Origin of the sequence: Arthrobacter alpinus, from assembly GCF_900105965.1 — a bacterium.
In the GTDB taxonomy this organism is placed as follows: domain Bacteria; phylum Actinomycetota; class Actinomycetes; order Actinomycetales; family Micrococcaceae; genus Specibacter; species Specibacter alpinus.
The window spans coordinates 2,613,615-2,633,667 of the sequence record NZ_FNTV01000001.1; the positions used below are offsets into that span (position 1 = coordinate 2,613,615).

Sequence of the window (20,053 nt, forward strand, 5' to 3'; positions counted from 1 at the left end):
ATCAGATCCATGCCAAAGACATCAAGTATGGGGCGTGGCATTCAGGCCATCCTCGCCGTCGGTACTCGAAACGCCCAAGGCCTCCCCGGCGGAACAGTTGCCGACATCGCAGCCGATCTCGACAAGGACCGCAGCCAGGTTTCCCGAAGCCTGCGCGGCGCACAACTGGAGGGTTTTCTCGACCGCACAGATCAGCGGTCCTACACCTTGGACTGGTCCCTGTTCACCGATGCCCAACTCCTCACCGAGCAGCGCTTGCAGGCCGACGGCGCAACAGCATTGGAGGGCCTGGCTGGCGAGACGGCCGAAGGTTGTTTTTTGGGAGTGCTGAGCGGGGACAGCACGGTGACCATCGGCGAGCAGGTACCCGCCAGCAGCAATATGATCGGCTCTTGGCTGGGCCGGCCATACCCTGCCTACTGCAGTGACGCCGGCCAGGCACTCCTGTGGGAAGCCACGGACGCCGAAGTTCGAACAGTTTTTCCCGTCGCAGCCTTCGTCCGTCACGGCCCCAACACACCCAACGACGTCGAGGATTTTTTGGCACGGCTCAATGACGCGCGGGCACGTGGATACTCGATCGTCGACGAGGAAGCAGAACCCGGCCTCTATTCCATGGCTGTCCCGATCCGTGATTTCAAGGGCGACGTGGTGGCTGCATTGCAAATAGTGGGCCCAAAAACGCGTCTAGAACCCCGGACAGAGCACTGCGCCGCCGCCCTGACGAAGTGGGGAACGTGGCTGGAGTCCAGGCTTGGCTATTCGCTGCCGCAGCAATAGAACCAGCCGGGCATTGCCCTAGGCGATGCATCTTGCCCTAGTTGGCGTAGGCGGTGAGCCGCTCGGCAGCATCGATGAGAGTCTTCGCGATCTTTTTCTCCTTGGAACGAACCTTGGCGCTGTCACCCAGGACGCTGATCGCGGCCAAAATATTGCCGTTCGGGGTCCGGATGGGAACGGCGAGCTCGTGGACGCCATGCTCGAACTCCTCGGCGGCCACAACAAAGCCGCGCGATCTGTCACGTTCCATAAGCTCGTTGACTTCAGACGGTGCATGAGCGGCACTCGGACCGCCGACGCCGATAAAGTTGACGTCCTTGAGGAGCGTTTCCAGGGCCTCCTCGCTGTGGTCCCACAAGAGCGCCCGGCCCGATCCGGTACACCAGACGGGGGTCACCATGCCGGGCTTTACAAAGCTTCCTGGCAGTCCCTGGTTGGTGGATGATCGCAGGAGAATGACGCGGCAGCCGTCCCGGACCGAAACTCTGCCTTTGAGACCAAACTGGGCCACAAGGGAAACAAGTTCGGCTCGGGCTTCGCGGATCCAGCCGGAGTTGAGTGAGGACGCCAAGGTGAAGAAGCGGGAACCGGTCCGAAACGGGCCCTTGTCAACACGTTCCAACAGTCCCAAGTCGCACAATTCGCGCGTCAGCCGAGACACCCTGCTTTGTTCCATGCCCAGCTCTGAGGCGAGCTGCGAAACACCGAGGAGCCGCCGTCCCCACTTTTCCCGGTCCGCAACGAGCCTCACAATCCGAAGGCCCTGTGACATGGACGATGATTCTGAGGAAATTTCCACTCTTCACGCTCCTTCCGTCCCATTTAGCCCAGCCTATTCTGACATGCCCTTCTCAGTGAGCAGGAAGCGGTGGCCACCAGCCCACACGGTGTAGAGGTCCGCCAGGATTGCAAAGTTGGCTTTTTCCAGTTCGGAGGGCGTGATCTCCTCGTTTCCCTGCCGACCGAAAAGCACCACTTCGTCACCCGGAGACACCCCGGCCAGATCTGTAACGTCCACCATCATGGAGTTCATGGAAACCAGGTCCACGATGGCGGCACGTTTGCCGCGGATGAGCACGTCGCCACCAACTGCCAGTGCTCGCCGGTATCCATCGCCGTAACCCACGGTCACTGACGCCAGCAGAGAGTCCCGTTTCAAAGTATGGGACTGGCCGTATCCCACGTTGCTGCCGGCCGCATAACTATTGACCGAGGCCACCCGCGCCTTGAAGGTCAGGCACCGCCGAAACATCCCCACCAAAGGATCCGAATCCCCATAAATAACCGCGCCTGCACGGACCATGTCCAGCCAAGAGGCGGGCACATGCTGCGCGGCATAGGAATTTGCGCAATGAAGCAGGACATCCTGCCGGCGCGTCCCCGTGAGCCGGAGCAGGGTCATGGCTTGGTCTTGAAAACGCAGGATGGCCTGTTCTATATGCTGTACGTCGTCGCGGGGGAAGTGAGTCATAATTCCAGCCAGCTCAAGCCCCGCTTGGCTGAGAATTTCCACCGCGCAGGCCTGGCCCGACGCCGTCGAAACATCCAGGCTATGCCTACTGATCCCGGATGCGTTGATGTCCAGATGGATCTTGATTGTTCTTCCCGATGTGGCAGCGATGTCCTGCATTGCCCAGGCGCTCTGCGGGTCCGCAACGAGCTCTTCGATGTCATGCTCCATCCCCGCTTTGACCTCTTGCGGGGCGGCGGCCCGGACTCGCATAATCCGGCCCTTGTGGCCGCAGCGGCGGGCGATGGCTGCTTCCTCATTACTTCCCACGCCTATGTACGGAACCTCCAACCGCACCAGCGATGGCATGAGCAGCTCGGCTCCGTGGCCATAGGCATCAGATTTGACTACTGCACAGAGGAGAGCCTGACCTTCAATCATGGAAAGGACGTCGCGGACATTTGATTCGAAGGCACCTGCATCAATTTCCAGCCACGTGCCGACGTTGTGGATCGAGGTACTTACGTCTGTCAAAAGGTGTTGTGGATTCATATCTTGTCATTCGTCAAGCAGCCTCGCGCCTGGGCCAGCAAAGCCCCAGGCGCGAGGCTGGGTAAGTGATGTGGAGGGGCGTGCTATGCCTTTTCGCTTGCTCGTGACTTGCGGCCGTACTTGAAGTAGAAGAAGGCGTAGCATGCTCCCACGAAGGGAATTCCAAAGTAGAGTGCGGCTATTTGATTCGGGTCAAAGGCAATGCCAATGAGGGAAATCAGGCATAGGGAGAACGCCAAGATCGGAACCAGAGGAAAGAACGGAGCCCGGTAAGGAAGCTCGGCAACATTGCCACCGTTCCTCACGAAGGCCCTGCGATGGAAGAAGTGTGATGCGGTGATGGACATCCAAACACCGACGACGGCGAAACCGGCCACTGAGACCAGAACCAGGTACACCGTTTCGGGAGCCACCACGCTGCTGATCAGCGAGGCTAGGCCTCCGAGCATGCTGACGGAGAGCGCAACAAGCGGGATTCCTCGTCGGGTCAACTTCTTGAGTTTGCGCGGTGCATGCCCCTCATCGGCGAGTGAGTAAAGCATCCGGGCGCATGAGAAGAGTCCGCTGTTGCCCGCCGATAAGAGGGCCGTGATGATGACGAAGTTCATGATGTCGGCAGCATAAGGAATGCCGATGGATGAAAAGACCGTGACGAATGGGCTCTCGTCCAGTCCCGTCTGCTCAAAGGGAACGGTTGCGGCGATAACTGCAATGGCTCCAACAAAGAAGATCAGCAGGCGTATGACTGTGCTTCGCATGGCTTTCGGGATGTTGGTGGCCGGGTCCGAAGTTTCACCCGCGGCAACACCAATTAGCTCCGATCCCGAGAACGCGTAGAACACCGCTAGTGCTGTGACGAGCACGCCGGTGAAGCCGTTCGGGAACAGACCGCCGCTGGTATTGAAGTTCTCAAACAAGAATGGATGATCACCGCCGCTGCTGAGCGGGTGGAAGCCAAACAATGCCGCGCCACCTAAGACGATGAGGGCAATGATCGCAGCGACTTTGATGATCGCGAACCAGAATTCTGACTCGCCAAAGAACTTTGAGGAAATTGCGTTGAGACCGAACAGGAGAGCGGCAAAAATTATGCACCAGACCCAGACGTCAATGTCTGGAAACCACCGGCGCATGAGCAGGCCGGAGGCTGTGAACTCGGATCCGATAGCCACGGCCCAGCACAGCCAGTAGAGCCACGCGGTTGCAAATCCGGTTGCGGGCCCAATCGACCTGGCCGCATAGATGTGGAAAGCACCCGAGACAGGGTAAGCGATGGCAAGCTCACCCAAGCAGGTCATCACCAGGTAGACCACGAAGGATCCTATGAGATATGCAATGACGGCACCGAGTGGCCCGGCCTGGGAAATGGTGTACCCGGAACTGAGGAACAGCCCGGATCCGATCACCCCACCCATGGCGATCATGACCAAATGTCGAGCACCCATGGACCGGCGAAGCCCGTTTTCGGCCGGCGGCGACGATGCCTGCGGGGGTTCTAGTATGACGCGTGCTGATGGTTCCATGGTGTCTCCCAAGTGTGATCAGGTCCAAAACTAAAGAAGTTGTGTAGTGCCCCGGGTCGAGCGACCACAAGATGGTTCGGCTACGCGACGGGATAGTGATGAAGGTAACACAAAACTACCCCTTTGGTCATTAAGAACATTTAATCATGCGCATGCTGCACAGTAATGATTTGTTGCGATGCATGTCGGATCGGCATGTGGATGGTCAGATTGCCCTGCTCTTCGGTCACAATCACATACTCAAACTGACGCGGAATGCCATCAAGCTTGGATAACCGAGCTAATTGATTACTTGAAGGAGCATCATGACCACCTATGACATTGCGTTGATCGGCTTTGGCGGCGTCAACAGGACCCTGGCCGAACTCATTGCCACACGCGGTGAGCAGTTGCAAACCGAGTTGGGCTTTGGCTTGAGGATCGTTGCCATCACCGACCTTCGGCTTGGATCCCTGCTTCAGCCCCAAGGCATCGAGCTTGGCATGGCGCTGAATCTAGGCAACGGCACCGAAACCTTCGCCGACCACGGTGGATCCGCAGATACAAACAATGAATCCGTCATTCGCACCAGCACGGCCGAAATTATCTGCGAGGCCACCTTCACCAACCCCCTCGACGGAGAGCCAGCCGTGTCCCACGTGCAGTGGGCCCTCGAATCGGGCAAGAGTGTCTGCACAACGAACAAGGGCCCGGTTGCCCTTCGTGGCGCTGAACTATCCGCTTTGGCGAGGCAGAACGGTGTCCACTTCGAATTCGAAGGAGCCGTCATGAGCGGCACACCGGTAATCCGCTTGGCCAAGACCATGCTGGAAGGATTGAAACTCAACGGCTTCGAAGGAATCCTCAACGGCACCAGCAATTACGTTCTGGGGCGGATGGAAGCCGGCCTAACCTTCGAGGCGGCCATCAAAGAAGCTCAGGGCCTTGGGTATGCCGAGGCCGATCCAGCCGCAGATATCGAAGGCTTCGATGTGCAGCTCAAGGTTTTGATCCTTGCAAATGAACTTCTCAATGCCGGCATCGAGCTCAAGGACGTTCAGCGACAAGGAATCTCGTCAGTGACCCCTGCTGACATTCAGAAGGCAGCCGTGGAAGGGCGGCGCTGGAAGCTGGTTGGTTCCGCGCGCAAAAACCCCGATGGGACGGTCTCGGCCGGAGTTGCTCCCGTTGCCCTCCCCTTGGATCATGGACTGGCGGGAATCTCGGCAGCCACGAACGCCGTGTCATTCGACACCGACCTTCTTGGCCCCGTCACCGTGTCAGGCCCGGGTGCTGGCCGAATCGAAACAGCTTACGCATTGCTTTCTGACATCATTGCCATCCACGCCGCCAAGACGGGTGTGGCCGCCAATGTCTGAATCAACCCTTTGCCCGCCACAAACCACGCTCCCCCAGTTCCGAATGGTGACGAGCCCCTACGATGGCGGAGTTGTCGGAACAGTTGCGCTGACCGAGGCCGGTGCCGGCGAGGTCGTCTTGGAAACCGCCCGATCCGGCGCCAGGAAGGCGCGATCGTTATCTCGGAACTCGCGTGGAAAGATTCTGGACGGAGCCGCAACAGACATCGAACACCGCAGCGAAGAGTTTGCCCGCACCATTGTTGCCGAGTCCGGCAAGACCATTCGGCAAGCCAGGAAGGAGGTCCTGCGCGCGGTCAACACCTTGCGGCTCTCCGCAGCAGAAGCTCGACGGAATTCTGGCGACGTCATCCCGTTTGACTCCTATGAGGGTTCGGAGGACCGGACAGGCTGGTACTCGCGAGAGCCGCTGGGCATCATTGCAGCAATCACGCCCTTCAACGATCCACTCAACTTGGTGGCACACAAAATTGGGCCGGCAATCGCCGGTGGCAACGCGATCATTCTCAAGCCTTCTGCCCTGACCCCCTTGTCCGCCCAGTTGCTCACGGATGCCCTCGTGGACGCCGGGCTCCCCTCGGAGGTTCTCACGATCGTCCACGGCGATCGGGAGGTGGCTCAATCCATCATCCGCTCACGCGATGTTCGCATGGTTTCCTTCACCGGTGGATTCTCCACCGGCGAGAGCATCGCCCGGACGGCCGGCCTGAAGAAACTCTCCATGGACCTTGGCGGGAACGCACCGGTCATCGTGATGAGCGATGCTGACCTTGACGCGGCCGTCGAATCTTGTGTTTCCGGAGCGTTCTGGGCAGCCGGACAAAATTGCGTGGGCGTGCAGCGGATCCTTGTTGCCGAAGCTGTGTACGTTGAGTTCCGCCGCCGATTCCTTGAGGCCACGGCTCGTCTGCTCAGTGGAGATCCTTCAGATGAGCGAACCGATGTTGGGCCCATGATCAGCCAGACTGCCTTGCATGAACTTCGCACGAAATTGGATGAAGCAATCGACGCCGGCGCCGTCTTGCTGGCCGGAAACGAAGTTGATGGCAATGTGCTGTATCCAACGGTTCTGGAGGATGTCCCTGCCACAAGCAGGCTGTGGATGGAGGAAGCCTTCGGTCCCCTTGTCATGCTGCAGGCTTTCCAGACGTTCGACGAGGCCATCGACATTGCAAATGCCATCGAATTCAGCCTTCATGCAGGCATTTTCACCAATTCCCTGAGCCAGGCCATGCAGGCCGCCCGCCGCCTCGAGGCCGGCGGCGTGATGATCAACGATTCCTCGGACTACCGCTTCGACGGCATGCCATTTGGAGGATCCAAATACGGCAGCATGGGCCGGGAGGGCGTCCATTTTGCCTATGAAGAGATGACCCAGCCGAAGGTCATCTGTATCAAGGACTAAGGAGTTGGGAAAGGGGCTGGCAGAAGGCCCGGCCCCTTTTCCAACTTCCACGACCCAGCAGCATCGAACGTGTCCCTGCAGCAATTTTGCTTACGAATGGAAACCATGTCCACCCGCATCGAGACTGATTCACTCGGCAGCATTGCCGTTCCAAGTACCGCCTACTGGGGCGCACACACGGCCCGCGCGTTGGAAAATTTCACCCTCAGTGGCATTCCAGTATCAAGCCACCCGCACCTGGTTCGAGCCCTGGCCATGGTCAAGAACGCCGCCGCACAGGCAAACGCTGAACTTGGGATACTCACACCCCAGCAATCATGGGCAATCCAAGAATCCTGCCAAGAAATCCAGGACGGCCAACACCACGAGCAGTTCTGTGTTGACGTCATCCAAGGCGGTGCCGGAACCAGCACCAACATGAACGCCAATGAAGTGATTGCGAACCTTGCCCTGGAAAAACTGGGCCATGGTCGCGGCGAGTACCAGCACCTGCACCCCATTGACCATGTCAACCGGTGCCAATCAACCAACGACATCTATCCTTCCGCGATCAAAATTGCCTTGATTCACGCCGTGACCGGGCTGCACAGCGAACTTGGCAAGCTTGCCGAATCTGCCAGATCCAAGGGGACGGAATTCGCCACCGTCGTAAAAATGGGCAGGACCCAGCTGCAAGACGCCGTACCGATGACGCTCGGACAGGAATTTGGCGCCTTTGCCGCAACGCTGGAGGAAGACCGCACCAGGCTCATGGAGTCCGCAACGCTCATGCGCGAATGCAGCCTGGGGGCAACCGCCGTCGGCACCGGGATCACCGCAGACCCGGGATATCAGCACCTGGTTCTCCAAGCATTGTCGGCGACTTCTGGTGTCCCGGTTGTTCCTGCGCTTGACCTCATCGAGGCAACCTCGGATGTTGGGGTCTTCATGCACCTCTCCGGCATGCTGAAACGAACTGCCATCAAGCTGTCCAAAATCAGCAGTGATCTGCGGCTGCTCTCCAGTGGTCCGCAGAACGGATTTGGCGAGATCATCTTGCCACCTCGGCAGGCAGGGTCATCCATCATGCCCGGGAAAGTAAACCCGGTTTTCCCGGAAGCCATGAATCAGATTGCTTTTGCCGTGGCCGGGGCTGACACCACTGTCACGATGGCGGCAGATAACGGCCAGCTCCAACTCAATGCCTTCGAGCCCGTCATTGCCCATGTGCTCCTTCAGAGCATCTCGTGGCTCGAAAACGGGGTCCGCGCTCTTCGCACGCACTGCGTGGATGGGATTGCAGCGAATACGGAGCTGCTGGCCCGTCAGACGGCGGCCTCGGTAGGTTTGGCAACCGCACTCATTCCGGCCATCGGCTACGCGGCTGCAGCGGCAGTTGCCAATGAGGCCCTCCGGACTGGATCATCCATCATTGACATCGTCACCAGCCGGGACCTCCTGAGCAGGGCTGATGCACACGCCCTCATTGGATCGGCAACACTGCCGGTTCCCGCCGCTGTCATCGCCGCGGGTCGTTGACTCACTGGGGCTCGCCGACGCCTCCTGCGTCTCGGCGAATAACGCTGGACAGCGTCAGGGCCGTCACCGTATTTGTTACCCCGGGAAGTGCCGCCACCTGCTCCCAAATCTCTTGAATTCTCTCCAAAGTCCGGGCTTCAACCCGCAGCAAAAGATCGAAATCACCGCTGACAACATCGCACAGAATCACTTCGGGTATGGACCGCAGTGCGCTGATGACATCCGCGCCACGGACTCTGTCTTTCCGGTACACCATGAAGAACGCCGAGACGGGGCTTTGGCCCGAGGCCCCGGCAACAACCGTGTACCCCTGGATGTGGCCGTGCCGCTCCATCCGATCGATCCGTTGCCGAACTGCATTGCGTGAAAGGAGCACCTTCGTGGCCAGCTCAGCGTGGCTAATGCGCGCATTCTTCGAGAGCTCCGCAAAAATCTTCTGGTCTATCTGGTCAAGACTGGCTCGCTCCATGTTCGCCATTCACCTCAATTGCTCCCTTGGCGCAAGCCGATTTAAGCCACTCTCAAGACAGAAAGTTTTCAAGATAATGATACTTCCAGATCAAATCCATTCGTTTCTCATCGACATAACGTGCGTCCTGTTCGACATGGATGGAACGCTGCTGGATTCGGCCCCCGGAGTTACCTCAAGTGCTGCCGAAGCCCTGACTGCCGTCGGTGCCCCGGTCCCGCCACACAATGTGCTGCTTAAGTTTGTAGGTCCACCGATGCTCGAGTCATTCAGGACTGTCGCGGCTTTGGACGAAGCAACCGCTCGGCAGGCCCTCCAACACTATCGCCGAGCCTATGCTGATCACGGCGCCGAACAGTCCACGGTCTACGAAGGAATCATTCACTTGTTGGATCAGCTGGATGGCGCCGGGATCCCCATGGCTGTAGCCACGTCAAAGGTGGAGGATCAGGCCGTACGGCTGGCAGAACACTTTGATCTCGGCGGCTATTTTGTCAACATTTGCGGAGCCTCGGATGAGCTTGGGCGAGCAGACAAGACGGAGGTCATTGCAGAACTATTGCACCGTCTTGCTGCCCAGGGCATCGACGTATCCAACCCCGTGATGATTGGGGACCGTGAATATGATGTCACGGGTGCAGCCGCCCACGGCATCGCCTCGATATTCGTAACGTGGGGATACGGACAGCCGGAAGAATCCGTGGGCGCCGCGGCTATTGCATCGTCTCCGGAGGCGCTCCTGCCGATGATCTTGAACAGCAGCCCGAACCGAAATCATGCGGTACGCCGCTAACGCATAATCCACTTATTGATGTGGCGGCCACGCTGACACCTACCGGAACGCGGCGATTCCGGTGAGCTTGCGCCCCAGAATCAGCGTGTGGACCTCATCCGTCCCCTCGTAGGTCCGCACCGATTCCAGGTTGTTCGCATGGCGCATGGGCGAGTAGTCCAGGGTGATGCCGTTGCCGCCAAGGATGGTGCGGGCCTCCCGGCAAATCTCGATGGCCTCGCGGCAATTGTTCAATTTGCCAACAGAAATCTGGTCCGGCTGCAGCGTGCCGGCGTCCTTCATGCGACCCAGGTGGAGGGCCAGCAGGAAGCCTTTGCTGATTTCCAAGGCCATGTTGACGAGTTTCTGCTGGGTGAGTTGATACCCGGCCAGTGGTTTGTCGAACTGCAATCGAGTGCCGGAGTAGTCAAGGGCAACCACGAAAGCATCCCGCGCTGCCCCCATGGCTCCCCAGATGATCCCGTAGCGCGCCTCGTTCAAGCAGGAAAAGGGACCCTTGAGTCCGGAAACGTTGGGCAGCACTGCCGTTGACGGCAAGCGAACGTCAACGAGTTCCACATCGCACTGGATGGAGGCGCGCATGGACAGCTTCGGCTCTATGGGTGTGGCCGTAAATCCCGGAGTCGCGGTCGGCACCACAAAACCGCGCACACCCTCATCGGTCTGCGCCCAGATGATGGCAACGTGAGCCACGGAGGCGAGCCCAATCCAGCGTTTGGTGCCGTTGAGCACCCAGTCACCCTTGTCCCGGCGCGCGAAAGTCGTCATGTTTCCCGGGTCCGAGCCCGCGCTCGGTTCGGTCAGTCCAAAACACCCGATCGCCTCCCCCTTGGCCATGGCCGGAAGCCACTGCTGCTTCTGCTCCGAAGAACCGTGCTTGTAAATGGCGCTCATGGCCAGGGATCCTTGCACCGAGACGAACGTCCGCAGGCCGGAGTCCCCCGCTTCCAGCTCTGCGGCGGCCAGACCATATTCCACGGAGGAACGGCCGGCGCAACCATAGCCTTCCAGATGCATCCCGAGCAGGCCGAGCCTGGCCATTTCCGGGATGATTTCCAACGGAAAGACGGCCTTTTCATACCAACCGGCAATGTTTGGCTTGATCTCACTGTCCACGAACGACCGGACGGAATCGCGCAGCCCACGCTCTTCCACGGTGAGCAGGGAATCAAAATCAATGAGGTCGCTGGGATCGGTCATCGTGGGGCCCTTCGAGGTGATGGTCAAGTTATTTTGGGGCCACATTAACTGCGATCGGGGAGGCACCGGTTCCGCTATGAACCAGTGTCGCGCACAAGGCCGGGTAATCAGCGCATATTCGCAATCCTGCAACAACAATCAGACCAGATTTCAAAAAACCCACTGTCATCGCAGATGGATAATGAATCGGCGGAGTCCGATCCCTGCGGTCCGCCATGGCGGCATTCATCGCGTTCGGTCAGCTGCTCGGCGAACGGGGCGTGTGCTGCCCACCGCGCGTAGCAAGGCCTCGCCAGTGCAGTCCAACTAGCCAGTTCAAGGATCAGACCAATAAGAGGTGTACTGGCAGAGACTCCCTCCATTGCCGAAGGTGTCATAGTGTCGAACACGTGGATAACAGGATTGAAGCACGTGACTTCCTCATGTCGCGCCGGGCAAAGCTCACACCCGAGCAGGCCGGGCTCAGAACTTCCGGTCATCGCCGGGTGGCAGGGCTGCGGCGCAGCGAGGTCGCCATGCTGGCCGATGTCAGTGTGGAGTACTTCGCGAAGATCGAGCGGGGCAATTTGGCGGGCGTTTCCGATGGAGTGCTCGACGCCGTCGCACGCACTCTCCAGCTCGATGACGCCGAACGCGAGCACCTGTTCGTGCTGGCGCGGGCGGCCAACGGCGCCGCCGAACCCGTGCGGAAACGTAAACCGAAGAATTGGGCCCCGCGGGAAAGTCTCACCCGCACCCTGGACGCGATCACGAGTGGACCGGCGTTTGTCCGCAATGGCCGGATGGATATTCTGGCCAGCAATGCCCTGGGGCGCGCCTTCTACGATCAGGTATTCAACGGACCGGGCAGGGGAAACCTTGCCCGATTCGCCTTCCTGGACGATCGGTCCCATGACTTCTACCCCAATTGGCCCGCTGCCGCGGATGTGACAGTAGCCATTCTGCGCACCGAATCAGGCCGCGACCCGCGAGACACGCAACTGCACGAATTGATCGGCGAGCTGTCCACGCTCAGTCACGCGTTCCGCACCCGCTGGGGTGCCCACGATGTCCGCCGCCACGGCAGCGGCACCAAATCTTTTCGCCACCACATAGTGGGTGAGGTGACCTTGAGCTATGAGGGCCTGGAACTCACAGCGGAACCTGGACTATCGTTCCTGATCTACACCGCAGAACCCGACTCAGCCAGCGAGGAACGCCTGAGGTTGTTGGCCAGTTGGGCCGCAACGGCGGCAAATACGACGCCGGCTGCCTCACCTAAGACCGCAGCAAAAACCACCACTTCGGAGGCCTGACATGCACACAAGAATTCTGGGACAAGGATTGGAAGTTTCGGCGATCGGAATGGGCTGCATGGGAATGTCCCAAAGCTACGGCCCCAACCCCGGCACCCGGGGTGAGATGATCGCGGTGCTGCGCTCCGCCGTCGAACACGGCGTGACGTTCTTCGATACAGCCGAAGTCTATGGGCCGTACGTCAATGAGGAACTGGTGGGTGAGGCCCTGGAACCAATCCGGGAGAGCATCACCCTCGCCACCAAATTCGGGTGGGACATTCAAGGCGGCCAGAGCGTGGGGCTTAACAGCCGTCCGGAGCAGATCCGTCGTGTTGCCGATGAATCACTCAAGCGGTTGCGCACCGATGTGATCGACCTCTTCTACCAGCACCGGGTTGATCCCAAGGTGCCCATTGAAGAGGTTGCCGGCACTGTTGGCGAGCTGATTCAGGAGGGCAAGGTCCGACACTTCGGCCTGTCTGAAGCCTCCGCCAGCACCATCCGTCAGGCCCATGTTGTGCAGCCGGTCGCCGCCGTGCAGAGCGAATATTCCTTGTGGACACGCGATCCGGAGGTGGAGGTCCTGCCAACACTGGCGGAATTGGGCATCGGATTTGTCCCCTTCAGCCCGCTGGGGAAAGGTTTCCTCACCGGCACCGTGACAAGTGCTTCGGCGTTTGCCGCCGGGGATGTGCGCGGCAGGATTCCGCGGTTCAACGAGGACAATCTCTCCGCGAATCAGAACCTCGTCGAGCACGTGGCGGACCTTGCGCAGGCCAAGGGCGTCACTGCTGGGCAGATCGCTTTGGCCTGGCTGCTGGCGCAGCAGCCGTGGATTGTCCCGATCCCGGGAACACGCAGGACCTCGCGCATCGAGGAAAACGCCGGCTCCACGGCAGTCACTTTGTCCGCCGACGAACTCGCCGATCTTAACACCATGGCCAGCCGCCTGGGCGTGCACGGCGATCGCTATGACGCCACGCACATGGGCTATGTGAACAAGTAGGGTCACGGAGCCCGTCCCTGAGAGACGGTTCGCATCTGGCTCGTCAGGATTCGGACGGGCCCGCCGGTGCTTCATCAGTGTCGCCGACGCGCACAAAATCCACATCCCCGTGCCCCACATTCTGACCGCGGGCACCGACCAGGACCGCTCGCACACGCTCTTGGCCGTCACGTGTCACGGGACGCATGCTCACTCCTGGCCCGCGAGGAACATTTGCGTCCCCCCACTGCTGCATGGCCACGAGTACCAGCTTTAGTTCATTGCCGGCCGCGGTCAGCTCGTAGGCATCGCGCGTCCGGTGTCCCTGTTCTTGATACGGCACCTTTTCCAAGACGCCGTGTTCCACGAGTGTGTTGAGCCGCGTACTGAGCACGTCACTGGCGATGCCCAAGGAGTCCCGGAACTGCGCGAAGGTGCGTTTCCCGAAGAGGGCCTCGCGGAGTAGGAGAAAGCTCCAGGAATCACTGAGGACACCAAGTGATCTGGCGATACCGCACTGGCTGTCGAGTGCATTCATGAGAGTTGCTGACTTACGAGGCATGTTCCAACCGTAGCTTGAATCTGCACAACCAATCCAGCCTCAATATTTGCGCGTGTGCCGCGTCAGCCCATTTACCTCGTCGACCCACCATCCCCGCCTCGGATTTATTGAGGCTGGGTTGCCATAACCAATTTAGCCCCGCTATGGTTGATCCAGCCCGTCCTGCCATGTGAATGGCATTTGTCGCCCTCGCAATCATTCCAGTTTCGAGAAACCGAAGGATAGCCCGTGACTCTACAGCCAGAGATGCCGACGAACCGCTCGCGCACCATTCACTACCAAAGCCCGGAACCGGACAAGAAGAAGCTGTTCGAACGGACCGGTCTCGAGCAGCTGCGAGCGCTGATTGACGGAACCGTATCGCCGCCACCCATTAGCAGCCACATCGGGCTCGACTTCGTTTCGGTCGCCGAGGGGGACGTGGTGATGACCGCGCAACCGGATGAATCGCACTACAACCCCATCGGGTCCATTCACGGAGGGTTCTTTGCCACCGTCCTTGATTCAGCCTGCGGTTGTGCCGTGCACAGCACGCTTCCGGCGGGAGTGGGCTATACAAGCCTGGAGATCAAGGTGTCCTTCCTTCGGCCCATCACCGCGGAGACGGGAACCGTCACCGCCCACGGCTGGGTCACCCGCCGCGGCAAGAGCGCATCCTTCGCCGAGGCCGACATCCGCGACAGCGAGGGCCGCGTACTGGCCACCGCATCAAGCACCTGCTTGATCATCCAAACTGGCCGGGCGCAATGAGCCGCCAAGCAGCAACCGCACTTCAGCTGCCGACCCGCAGGCGAGGACAACTAGGAAAGCGGGGCGCATTCCTGGCCGCCGCATCCGTGCTCGCACTGGTGCTTTGGTCCTCCGGCGCCCCGAGCACGCTGTACCCCAGCTACGCCGAAAAATGGGATCTCGCTCCGGTGGTGATGACCAGCGTCTTCGCCACCTACCCCCTGGCCCTCATCGTGGTGTTGCCACTCTTCGGCAACCTCTCTGACCTCTACGGACGTCGTTTGGTCATGATTGGCGGAGTCACGCTCATTGCACTCTCCACGCTGCTGTTCGCCTTCGCACCCAACGTCGGCTTTTTGTTCGCCGGAAGGGCGTTGCAGGGCATTGGTTCCGGCTTGGCCATGGGTGCGGCAACCGTGTCACTGATTGAGAACAATCCCCGAATCAGCCCACGCTTTGCCAGTACGACGGCGACAGTTGCGACAGCCATGGGGCTCACCCTGGCCCTCTTCGTCAGCGGATTGATGGCACAATATGCGCCCCTGCCGTTGACGTTGAGCTACATTGTCTTGCTCGTGCTGGCCATCGCAGCGACGGCGGTCTTGCTCATGACCCCGGGTGACCGGCCCGAAGTCAGGCTGCGGTGGCGTCCCCAGTCCCCCAAGGTTCCGCACGGAATCAGGATGAGTTTCCTGATCGCCACATTGTCGGTGGCCCTTGCATATTCCATGGGCGCGATTTTCCTTTCCCTTGGAGCGCACATGATCGACCAGTTCGCCCAGACCGATAACCGGGCGGTTGTCGGTTCGCTGTTGGCAAGCTCATCTGTGGCGATCTGCCTCACCGCGCTTCTGGCGGTACGGGTTCCTGCCCGTACCCAGGTGTGGGCCGGGGCCGTGCTGACGGTGGTCAGCCTGGCCCTGATGGTTGGTGCGAGCACGTTTGGATCAAGCGCCTTGTTTCTGAGCTGGTGCCTGGTGGGTGGCAGCGCCTATTCCCTGGCATTCACCGGCGGGCTCGGCCTCATCAACAGCGTTTCACCCGCACGCCACCGAGGGGCAACGCTCTCGTTGCTGTACCTCATCGCTTACGTTTTCCAGGCAGCCACGGCCATCGGGGCCGGCGCACTTGCCACCTCGGGAACCCTGGGCACCGCGGTGGTAGCCGCGGCCGCGACCCTGGCTGGCCTGTGCATCCTCGTGGTTGTTCTGCTCAAGATCTCGACTCGCATTGCCCCGCAGACTGCGAGCACCGTCAAGGCCTAACGACGGCGGCAGCGTCCCTCCAATCTTTCCGCCGAGTTGTCGGTGCCTTCGCATTGCCGGATTCAAATCTATTGAAGGCCAAGGATGGCCGTGGCATGCTGAAATGAGTCACTTCGAGGAGGAATCATGCAACGGATTGTGCCCAACGTATGGTGTCAAGGCAACGCAGTGGAGGTCGGAGAGTTCTACTCTGCGGTGCTTCCGCAGACATCTGCCGAGACAACGATGAACTATCCAACGGAAGGCTTGCTGGACTTCCAACGCGATTTTGCGGGGAAGCCCTCGTGGTGGATGTGACAGTCAGCGGATACCAGATCCGCCTCATCAATGCGGGAAACGAGTTCCGCCCCAACCCTGCCATCTCGTTCATTTTGAACATGGATCCGCTCCTGTTCGACGGCGCCGAGGATGAGGCACGCACCCGCATCCAGAGCATCTGGGAGGCCTTCGCAGAAGGCGGCCAGGTGCGCATGGAATTGGGCGAGTATCCGTTCAGCAAACTGTATGGCTGGGTCGAGGACCGCTTCGGGGTGAACTGGCAGCTGATGTTGAGCGACCCGGCCGGAGACCGGCGGTCACTGGTGATTCCACAATTTCTCTTCACCGGCCCTGTCGCCCAGGCCCTGCAGGCAATCGAGCTTTACACCGGGCTGCTGGCGGGTTCAAGCACCGGAATGGTCATGCCCCATCAAGATGAGGCGGCAGGCATCATGTTCGCCGACTTCCAGCTTGCCGGGCAATGGTTCTCCGCCATGGATGGCGGCACCGATCACGAGTTCACGTTTACACCTGGGCTGTCGCTTGAGGTTTCCTGCGCAGACCAGGCAGAGATCGACAGGCTGTGGGAGGTGCTGTCCAGCGTGCCAGAGGCCGAACAATGCGGCTGGGTGGTGGACCGCTTTGGTGTGAGCTGGCAGATAGTGCCGGAGAACATGGGCGAGCTCATGCAGCACCCGGGCGCCTTCGCGCGGATGCTCGAGATGAAGAAACTCATCATTGCCGAGCTGTGAGATGGAACCCCTGATGAGCGCCACTGCAGGGCGGCACTCATCGGGGGCCGCGTCTTCAACCTCGTCAGTTGGAGGCGTCGATTTCTCGGATGGTGATGCCGGTGAAGGTTGCTGCTCCGCCGTCGGAGTAGAACGATATTCCGGTGTCACCTTCGGCGAAGTGCACCTGCTGGGAAAGAACAGTGTGTCCGGCATTGACGAACACTTCAACGCTTTGGGTGTCCACAAAGATTCTCAGGTGCATGGAGCGGGCATTCGCATCGATCGGCGCCGCGGCCCGCGTATAGGGTGCCAGTGAGTAACCGCTGAGGTCCGACGGCGCCCTGTCAACGTAGAGTTCGTTGCCGTACTTGCCAATGTTTGTGTGCCGGGAGCCGGTGGCGGAGCGTCCCACGGAGACTCCAACGTTGTTCGCAGCATCCCAACTGATGTCCAGTTCCAGCTCGTAGGCGCGGCCGTTGAATGGCAGGGTGAAACTTCCGTTGACCGTCTGGGCGGGCACAGTTGTGGTTGCTGTTGTGTAGTTCGTCAATGATTCAATGGGGTTGCTGAGGAGGCTGTATCGGCCGTCGGCCTGATGCGCCAGGCGCAGTTCGCGCACAATGGAGTTCTGTCCGTTGTAGCCGTCTGTTGCGTCCGTGGGTACGTCGCGTGCGGCGTATTTCCAGTTGTTCATCCACCCGATCGCGAGACGGCGTGTTTCCGGCTCTTCGATGGATGGCCAGGTTACGGCCCCGTACCAGTCCCAGCCCCAGTCCAGCCATTGCGGTGTGAGGTCGTCGGCAATGAACTCATCACCGTCCCAGACGCCCAGCCAGTAGGCGTAGGTCATGGGCAGGCCAATGCTGTAAGCATCCATGCTGGCTCCGAGCACCCAATGACGGGTGTTGTCGTCGGCTGTCATTTCGAACAGGTCGGGGCATTCGACGCCGCCGAGGGCGTGGTTGGGGTAGTCGAAGTTGAGCTTGAGGTTCCAGTCGCGCAGGTTCGTTGAGGTGTAAAAGTTTGCATAGCGTGCCCGCCCGATCACGCACACCCATTCACTGCGGGCGGTATCCCAGTGGATCTTGGGGTCACGGCACCACTCGGCGTTTTCAATTTCGGCCGGCGTTGTTGCGGTGCGACCGTCGGTGTTCACAATGACCGGATCGGGAAGCGCCGTGAAGGTGAATCCGCCGTCGGTTGACCAGTAGAGGTATTGCTCCTGGTATTTGCGAATGCCATCGGTTGGTTTCGTGGCCAAGGCGATGACTGCCCCAGCACCAAACCCGGCCGTGTTCGCCGCATCGACCACGGCGGATCCCGACCAGACGGGGAAGTCGGGCTCCAGCGGCATCACGGTGCCGTGGTGTGTGAAGGTGACTGCGTCGCTTGTGGTGGCGTGGTCCCAACCGCCCGGACCATTGTTCTGGCCCGAGTGCAGGTAGTAGAGCTGGTAGGCGCCGTTGGTGGTGACGGGTCGTTGCGGGTCGCAGAGCCATCCGGACGGCGGGGTCATATGATATTTGGCGCGGAGTGAGACCTGGGCTTGCGCAGCGGTGGGCAAGCCTCCGCTCATCAAGAGCGCCAGGGCGCCGGTTCCTGCGCCTTGCAAGAGACTGCGGCGGGAGATTTTGGGCATCATGAGTTGCTTCCTTTCAAGGCCTGGCGGGCGCGCGGGAGCGCCCGCCAGGGTCAATTGGCAGTTGCAGAACAGGGGTGGATCAGAGGCGGGCTGGTGAGCTACCTGGCAGAGAGAGCTGTGCCGGCGTTTCCGATTCATGGACATCGCGCTGAACAACCGAGATATGTCCTGGCAGCTCGGCTGCAAACTGAGCCGTCACAGGGCCGGAGCCCAGGACAACAAGGTTTGATGCGGTGGCTTCGCCGTCGTTGATGAACAGTTCCAGCAGCGGGCCGTCAAGGCTCAGGAGCAGCCGCACCGGCGCCAACACATCGAGGGCAACGGTGCTCGTCGACGGGAAGGCCGCATGGACCGCTTGCACGGCGGCGCCCTGGCGGGTGACGCGCAAGGCGCCGGTTTCGGGCGAGTGCTCAATGACCACCTCGGACTCGGCGTCACCTTGCAAGGTCAGCCGAAGCCGGCCTGTGATGCTCGGATCCCATTGAAGTTCCATGAGCGAATGTCCGCTCAAGGCCAGGTGGATGGGTTGGGCCAGGCTCATTCTGGCTGCGGGATCTGCCGCAACGAGCTGTTCCTGGATGAATTTTGGCGGTTGTTGGATAAGCCGCGGGGTTCCGCCGACGGTGCGCAGCGACAACCGGCGGGGTAACGACATGGCGCCGCGCCACGGTGCTGAGGGAATCTCGTGGGCGTAGCTCCAGTTGCTCATCCAACCGAGCATCACCGTTTCGCCAGCTGGTGCGTTGTCGAAGGTGACGCCCGCGTAGAAGTCTCGCCCGTGATCAAGGCGAGTCAGCTCGGAAGAGTCCGCGGTAAACGTAGTGCCGTCAAAGTCGCCGATGAGATAGCTCATCGAGGAACCCTCCGGATCCGGGTCTTCGCCCACGGGGTTGGCGCTGATCAGCAGCACCCAGCGGATGTCCCTTGGATCCCCATCCACCGGCAGCGGGATGAGATCCGGGCATTCCCAGACCACCCCGTCCACGCCCAGCGGACCAAACGAACTCTGGTACTCCCAGGTGTGCAGGTCGGTGGATGAGTAAAAGAGCACCTGCCGGTCATCCGCCTCGACGGCCAGCAGAATCCATCGGACATCTCCCCCGGCATCCGTATAGCGGATCACCTTGGGGTCGCGGAACGCGCTGGTGTTGCGATCCAGGACGGGGTTGTTGGGGTCCGTCTCCCAGGTGAAACCACCGTCGGTACTGCTCGCCCGGGACTGAGCCTGGTGTCCGTCGTCGTAGGCGCTCGTATAGTAGGCGGTCAGAAGCGATCCGACGTCGGACGGTGTGGCCACGATGGAGCCGGAGAAGATCTGCTCCCCCTCGCGATATGGCAGCGCCACGGGGTGCTCGGTCCAGTGCTGCAGATCGGGGCTGGTGGCATGACCCCAGCTCATATTGCCCCAGTCCGGACCCTCGGGGTTGTATTGGTAGTAGAGGTGCCAGAGGCCGCCGTCGTAGACAAGACCGTTGGGGTCATTCATCCAGTTGCGTTGCGGGGTGAAGTGGAAGGCAGGCCTGCGCATCAGGTGATCTGTTTGATTCATGGGG

General features: G+C 60.2%; 18 protein-coding genes. 10 read left to right on the forward strand and 8 right to left on the reverse strand.

The window, feature by feature from the left end; translation table 11 throughout:
• The first annotated feature begins 9 nt into the window (after positions 1–9).
• Entirely contained in the window at positions 10–780 is a 771-nt protein-coding gene (locus BLV41_RS11935) for an IclR family transcriptional regulator (RefSeq protein WP_074711795.1), read from the forward strand.
• A 37-nt stretch (positions 781–817) separates the two neighbouring features.
• On the opposite strand, the gene BLV41_RS11940 is transcribed toward BLV41_RS11935, so the two are convergent.
• The 3 genes from BLV41_RS11940 to BLV41_RS11950 all read right to left on the reverse strand — a co-directional run bounded on the left by BLV41_RS11940 (position 818) and on the right by BLV41_RS11950 (position 4,305).
• A complete protein-coding gene (locus BLV41_RS11940; RefSeq protein ID WP_074711796.1) occupies positions 818–1,579 on the reverse strand; it encodes an IclR family transcriptional regulator in 762 nt (253 codons plus the stop codon).
• A 33-nt stretch (positions 1,580–1,612) separates the two neighbouring features.
• Positions 1,613–2,764 (reverse strand): alanine racemase, encoded by a 1,152-nt coding sequence (alr, locus tag BLV41_RS11945; RefSeq protein WP_244516874.1) that lies wholly within the window; start codon positions 2,762–2,764, stop codon positions 1,613–1,615.
• Between the two features lie 101 nt (positions 2,765–2,865).
• Positions 2,866–4,305, reverse strand: coding sequence for an amino acid permease (locus BLV41_RS11950; protein WP_044578816.1), 1,440 nt, complete (start codon positions 4,303–4,305; stop codon positions 2,866–2,868).
• Between the two features lie 305 nt (positions 4,306–4,610).
• On the opposite strand from BLV41_RS11950, the gene BLV41_RS11955 reads away from it, so the two are divergent.
• The 3 genes from BLV41_RS11955 to BLV41_RS11965 all read left to right on the forward strand — a co-directional run bounded on the left by BLV41_RS11955 (position 4,611) and on the right by BLV41_RS11965 (position 8,586).
• A complete protein-coding gene (locus BLV41_RS11955; protein ID WP_074711798.1) occupies positions 4,611–5,663 on the forward strand; it encodes a homoserine dehydrogenase in 1,053 nt (350 codons plus the stop codon).
• Positions 5,656–7,068 (forward strand): aldehyde dehydrogenase family protein, encoded by a 1,413-nt coding sequence (locus BLV41_RS11960; protein WP_074711799.1) that lies wholly within the window; start codon positions 5,656–5,658, stop codon positions 7,066–7,068. Before BLV41_RS11955 ends, BLV41_RS11960 begins: the two co-directional genes overlap by 8 nt.
• A gap of 105 nt (positions 7,069–7,173) precedes the next feature.
• Entirely contained in the window at positions 7,174–8,586 is a 1,413-nt protein-coding gene (locus BLV41_RS11965; RefSeq protein WP_074711800.1) for an aspartate ammonia-lyase, read from the forward strand.
• A gap of 1 nt (position 8,587) precedes the next feature.
• On the opposite strand, the gene BLV41_RS11970 is transcribed toward BLV41_RS11965, so the two are convergent.
• Entirely contained in the window at positions 8,588–9,055 is a 468-nt protein-coding gene (locus tag BLV41_RS11970; RefSeq protein ID WP_074713287.1) for an Lrp/AsnC family transcriptional regulator, read from the reverse strand.
• Between the two features lie 76 nt (positions 9,056–9,131).
• On the opposite strand from BLV41_RS11970, the gene BLV41_RS11975 reads away from it, so the two are divergent.
• Entirely contained in the window at positions 9,132–9,848 is a 717-nt protein-coding gene (locus BLV41_RS11975; protein ID WP_074711801.1) for an HAD hydrolase-like protein, read from the forward strand.
• Between the two features lie 39 nt (positions 9,849–9,887).
• Here the strand turns inward: BLV41_RS11975 and BLV41_RS11980 are convergent, their stop codons facing one another.
• Positions 9,888–11,048 (reverse strand): acyl-CoA dehydrogenase family protein, encoded by a 1,161-nt coding sequence (locus tag BLV41_RS11980; RefSeq protein ID WP_074711802.1) that lies wholly within the window; start codon positions 11,046–11,048, stop codon positions 9,888–9,890.
• A 389-nt stretch (positions 11,049–11,437) separates the two neighbouring features.
• On the opposite strand from BLV41_RS11980, the gene BLV41_RS11985 reads away from it, so the two are divergent.
• Together BLV41_RS11985 and BLV41_RS11990 are read left to right on the forward strand one after the other, a co-directional pair.
• Positions 11,438–12,343 carry a helix-turn-helix transcriptional regulator gene (locus BLV41_RS11985; RefSeq protein WP_074711803.1) on the forward strand — a complete coding sequence of 302 codons (906 nt, stop codon included), beginning with the start codon at positions 11,438–11,440 and terminating at the stop codon, positions 12,341–12,343.
• A 1-nt stretch (position 12,344) separates the two neighbouring features.
• The gene (locus BLV41_RS11990; RefSeq protein ID WP_074711804.1) at positions 12,345–13,331 is read left to right on the forward strand and encodes an aldo/keto reductase; all 987 of its coding nucleotides are present in this window, start codon (positions 12,345–12,347) and stop codon (positions 13,329–13,331) included.
• Between the two features lie 43 nt (positions 13,332–13,374).
• On the opposite strand, the gene BLV41_RS11995 is transcribed toward BLV41_RS11990, so the two are convergent.
• Complete coding sequence (locus BLV41_RS11995) at positions 13,375–13,872, reverse strand: winged helix-turn-helix transcriptional regulator (protein ID WP_044578833.1); 498 nt, start codon at positions 13,870–13,872, stop codon at positions 13,375–13,377.
• 228 nt (positions 13,873–14,100) lie between these two features.
• Here BLV41_RS11995 and BLV41_RS12000 point away from each other — a divergent pair, with 228 nt between their 5' ends.
• The 3 genes from BLV41_RS12000 to BLV41_RS12010 all read left to right on the forward strand — a co-directional run bounded on the left by BLV41_RS12000 (position 14,101) and on the right by BLV41_RS12010 (position 16,876).
• Complete coding sequence (locus BLV41_RS12000; RefSeq protein WP_044578835.1) at positions 14,101–14,622, forward strand: PaaI family thioesterase; 522 nt, start codon at positions 14,101–14,103, stop codon at positions 14,620–14,622.
• Positions 14,619–15,866, forward strand: coding sequence for an MFS transporter (locus BLV41_RS12005; RefSeq protein ID WP_244516878.1), 1,248 nt, complete (start codon positions 14,619–14,621; stop codon positions 15,864–15,866). Before BLV41_RS12000 ends, BLV41_RS12005 begins: the two co-directional genes overlap by 4 nt.
• A gap of 284 nt (positions 15,867–16,150) precedes the next feature.
• Positions 16,151–16,876 (forward strand): VOC family protein, encoded by a 726-nt coding sequence (locus BLV41_RS12010; RefSeq protein ID WP_244516879.1) that lies wholly within the window; start codon positions 16,151–16,153, stop codon positions 16,874–16,876.
• Between the two features lie 64 nt (positions 16,877–16,940).
• Here the strand turns inward: BLV41_RS12010 and BLV41_RS12015 are convergent, their stop codons facing one another.
• On the reverse strand, positions 16,941–18,500 hold the full coding sequence (locus BLV41_RS12015; RefSeq protein WP_044578842.1) for a glycoside hydrolase family 32 protein: 1,560 nt from the start codon (positions 18,498–18,500) through the stop codon (positions 16,941–16,943).
• A gap of 79 nt (positions 18,501–18,579) precedes the next feature.
• Positions 18,580–20,049, reverse strand: coding sequence for a glycoside hydrolase family 32 protein (locus tag BLV41_RS12020; RefSeq protein WP_074711805.1), 1,470 nt, complete (start codon positions 20,047–20,049; stop codon positions 18,580–18,582).
• Between the last annotated feature and the right edge of the window lie 4 nt (positions 20,050–20,053).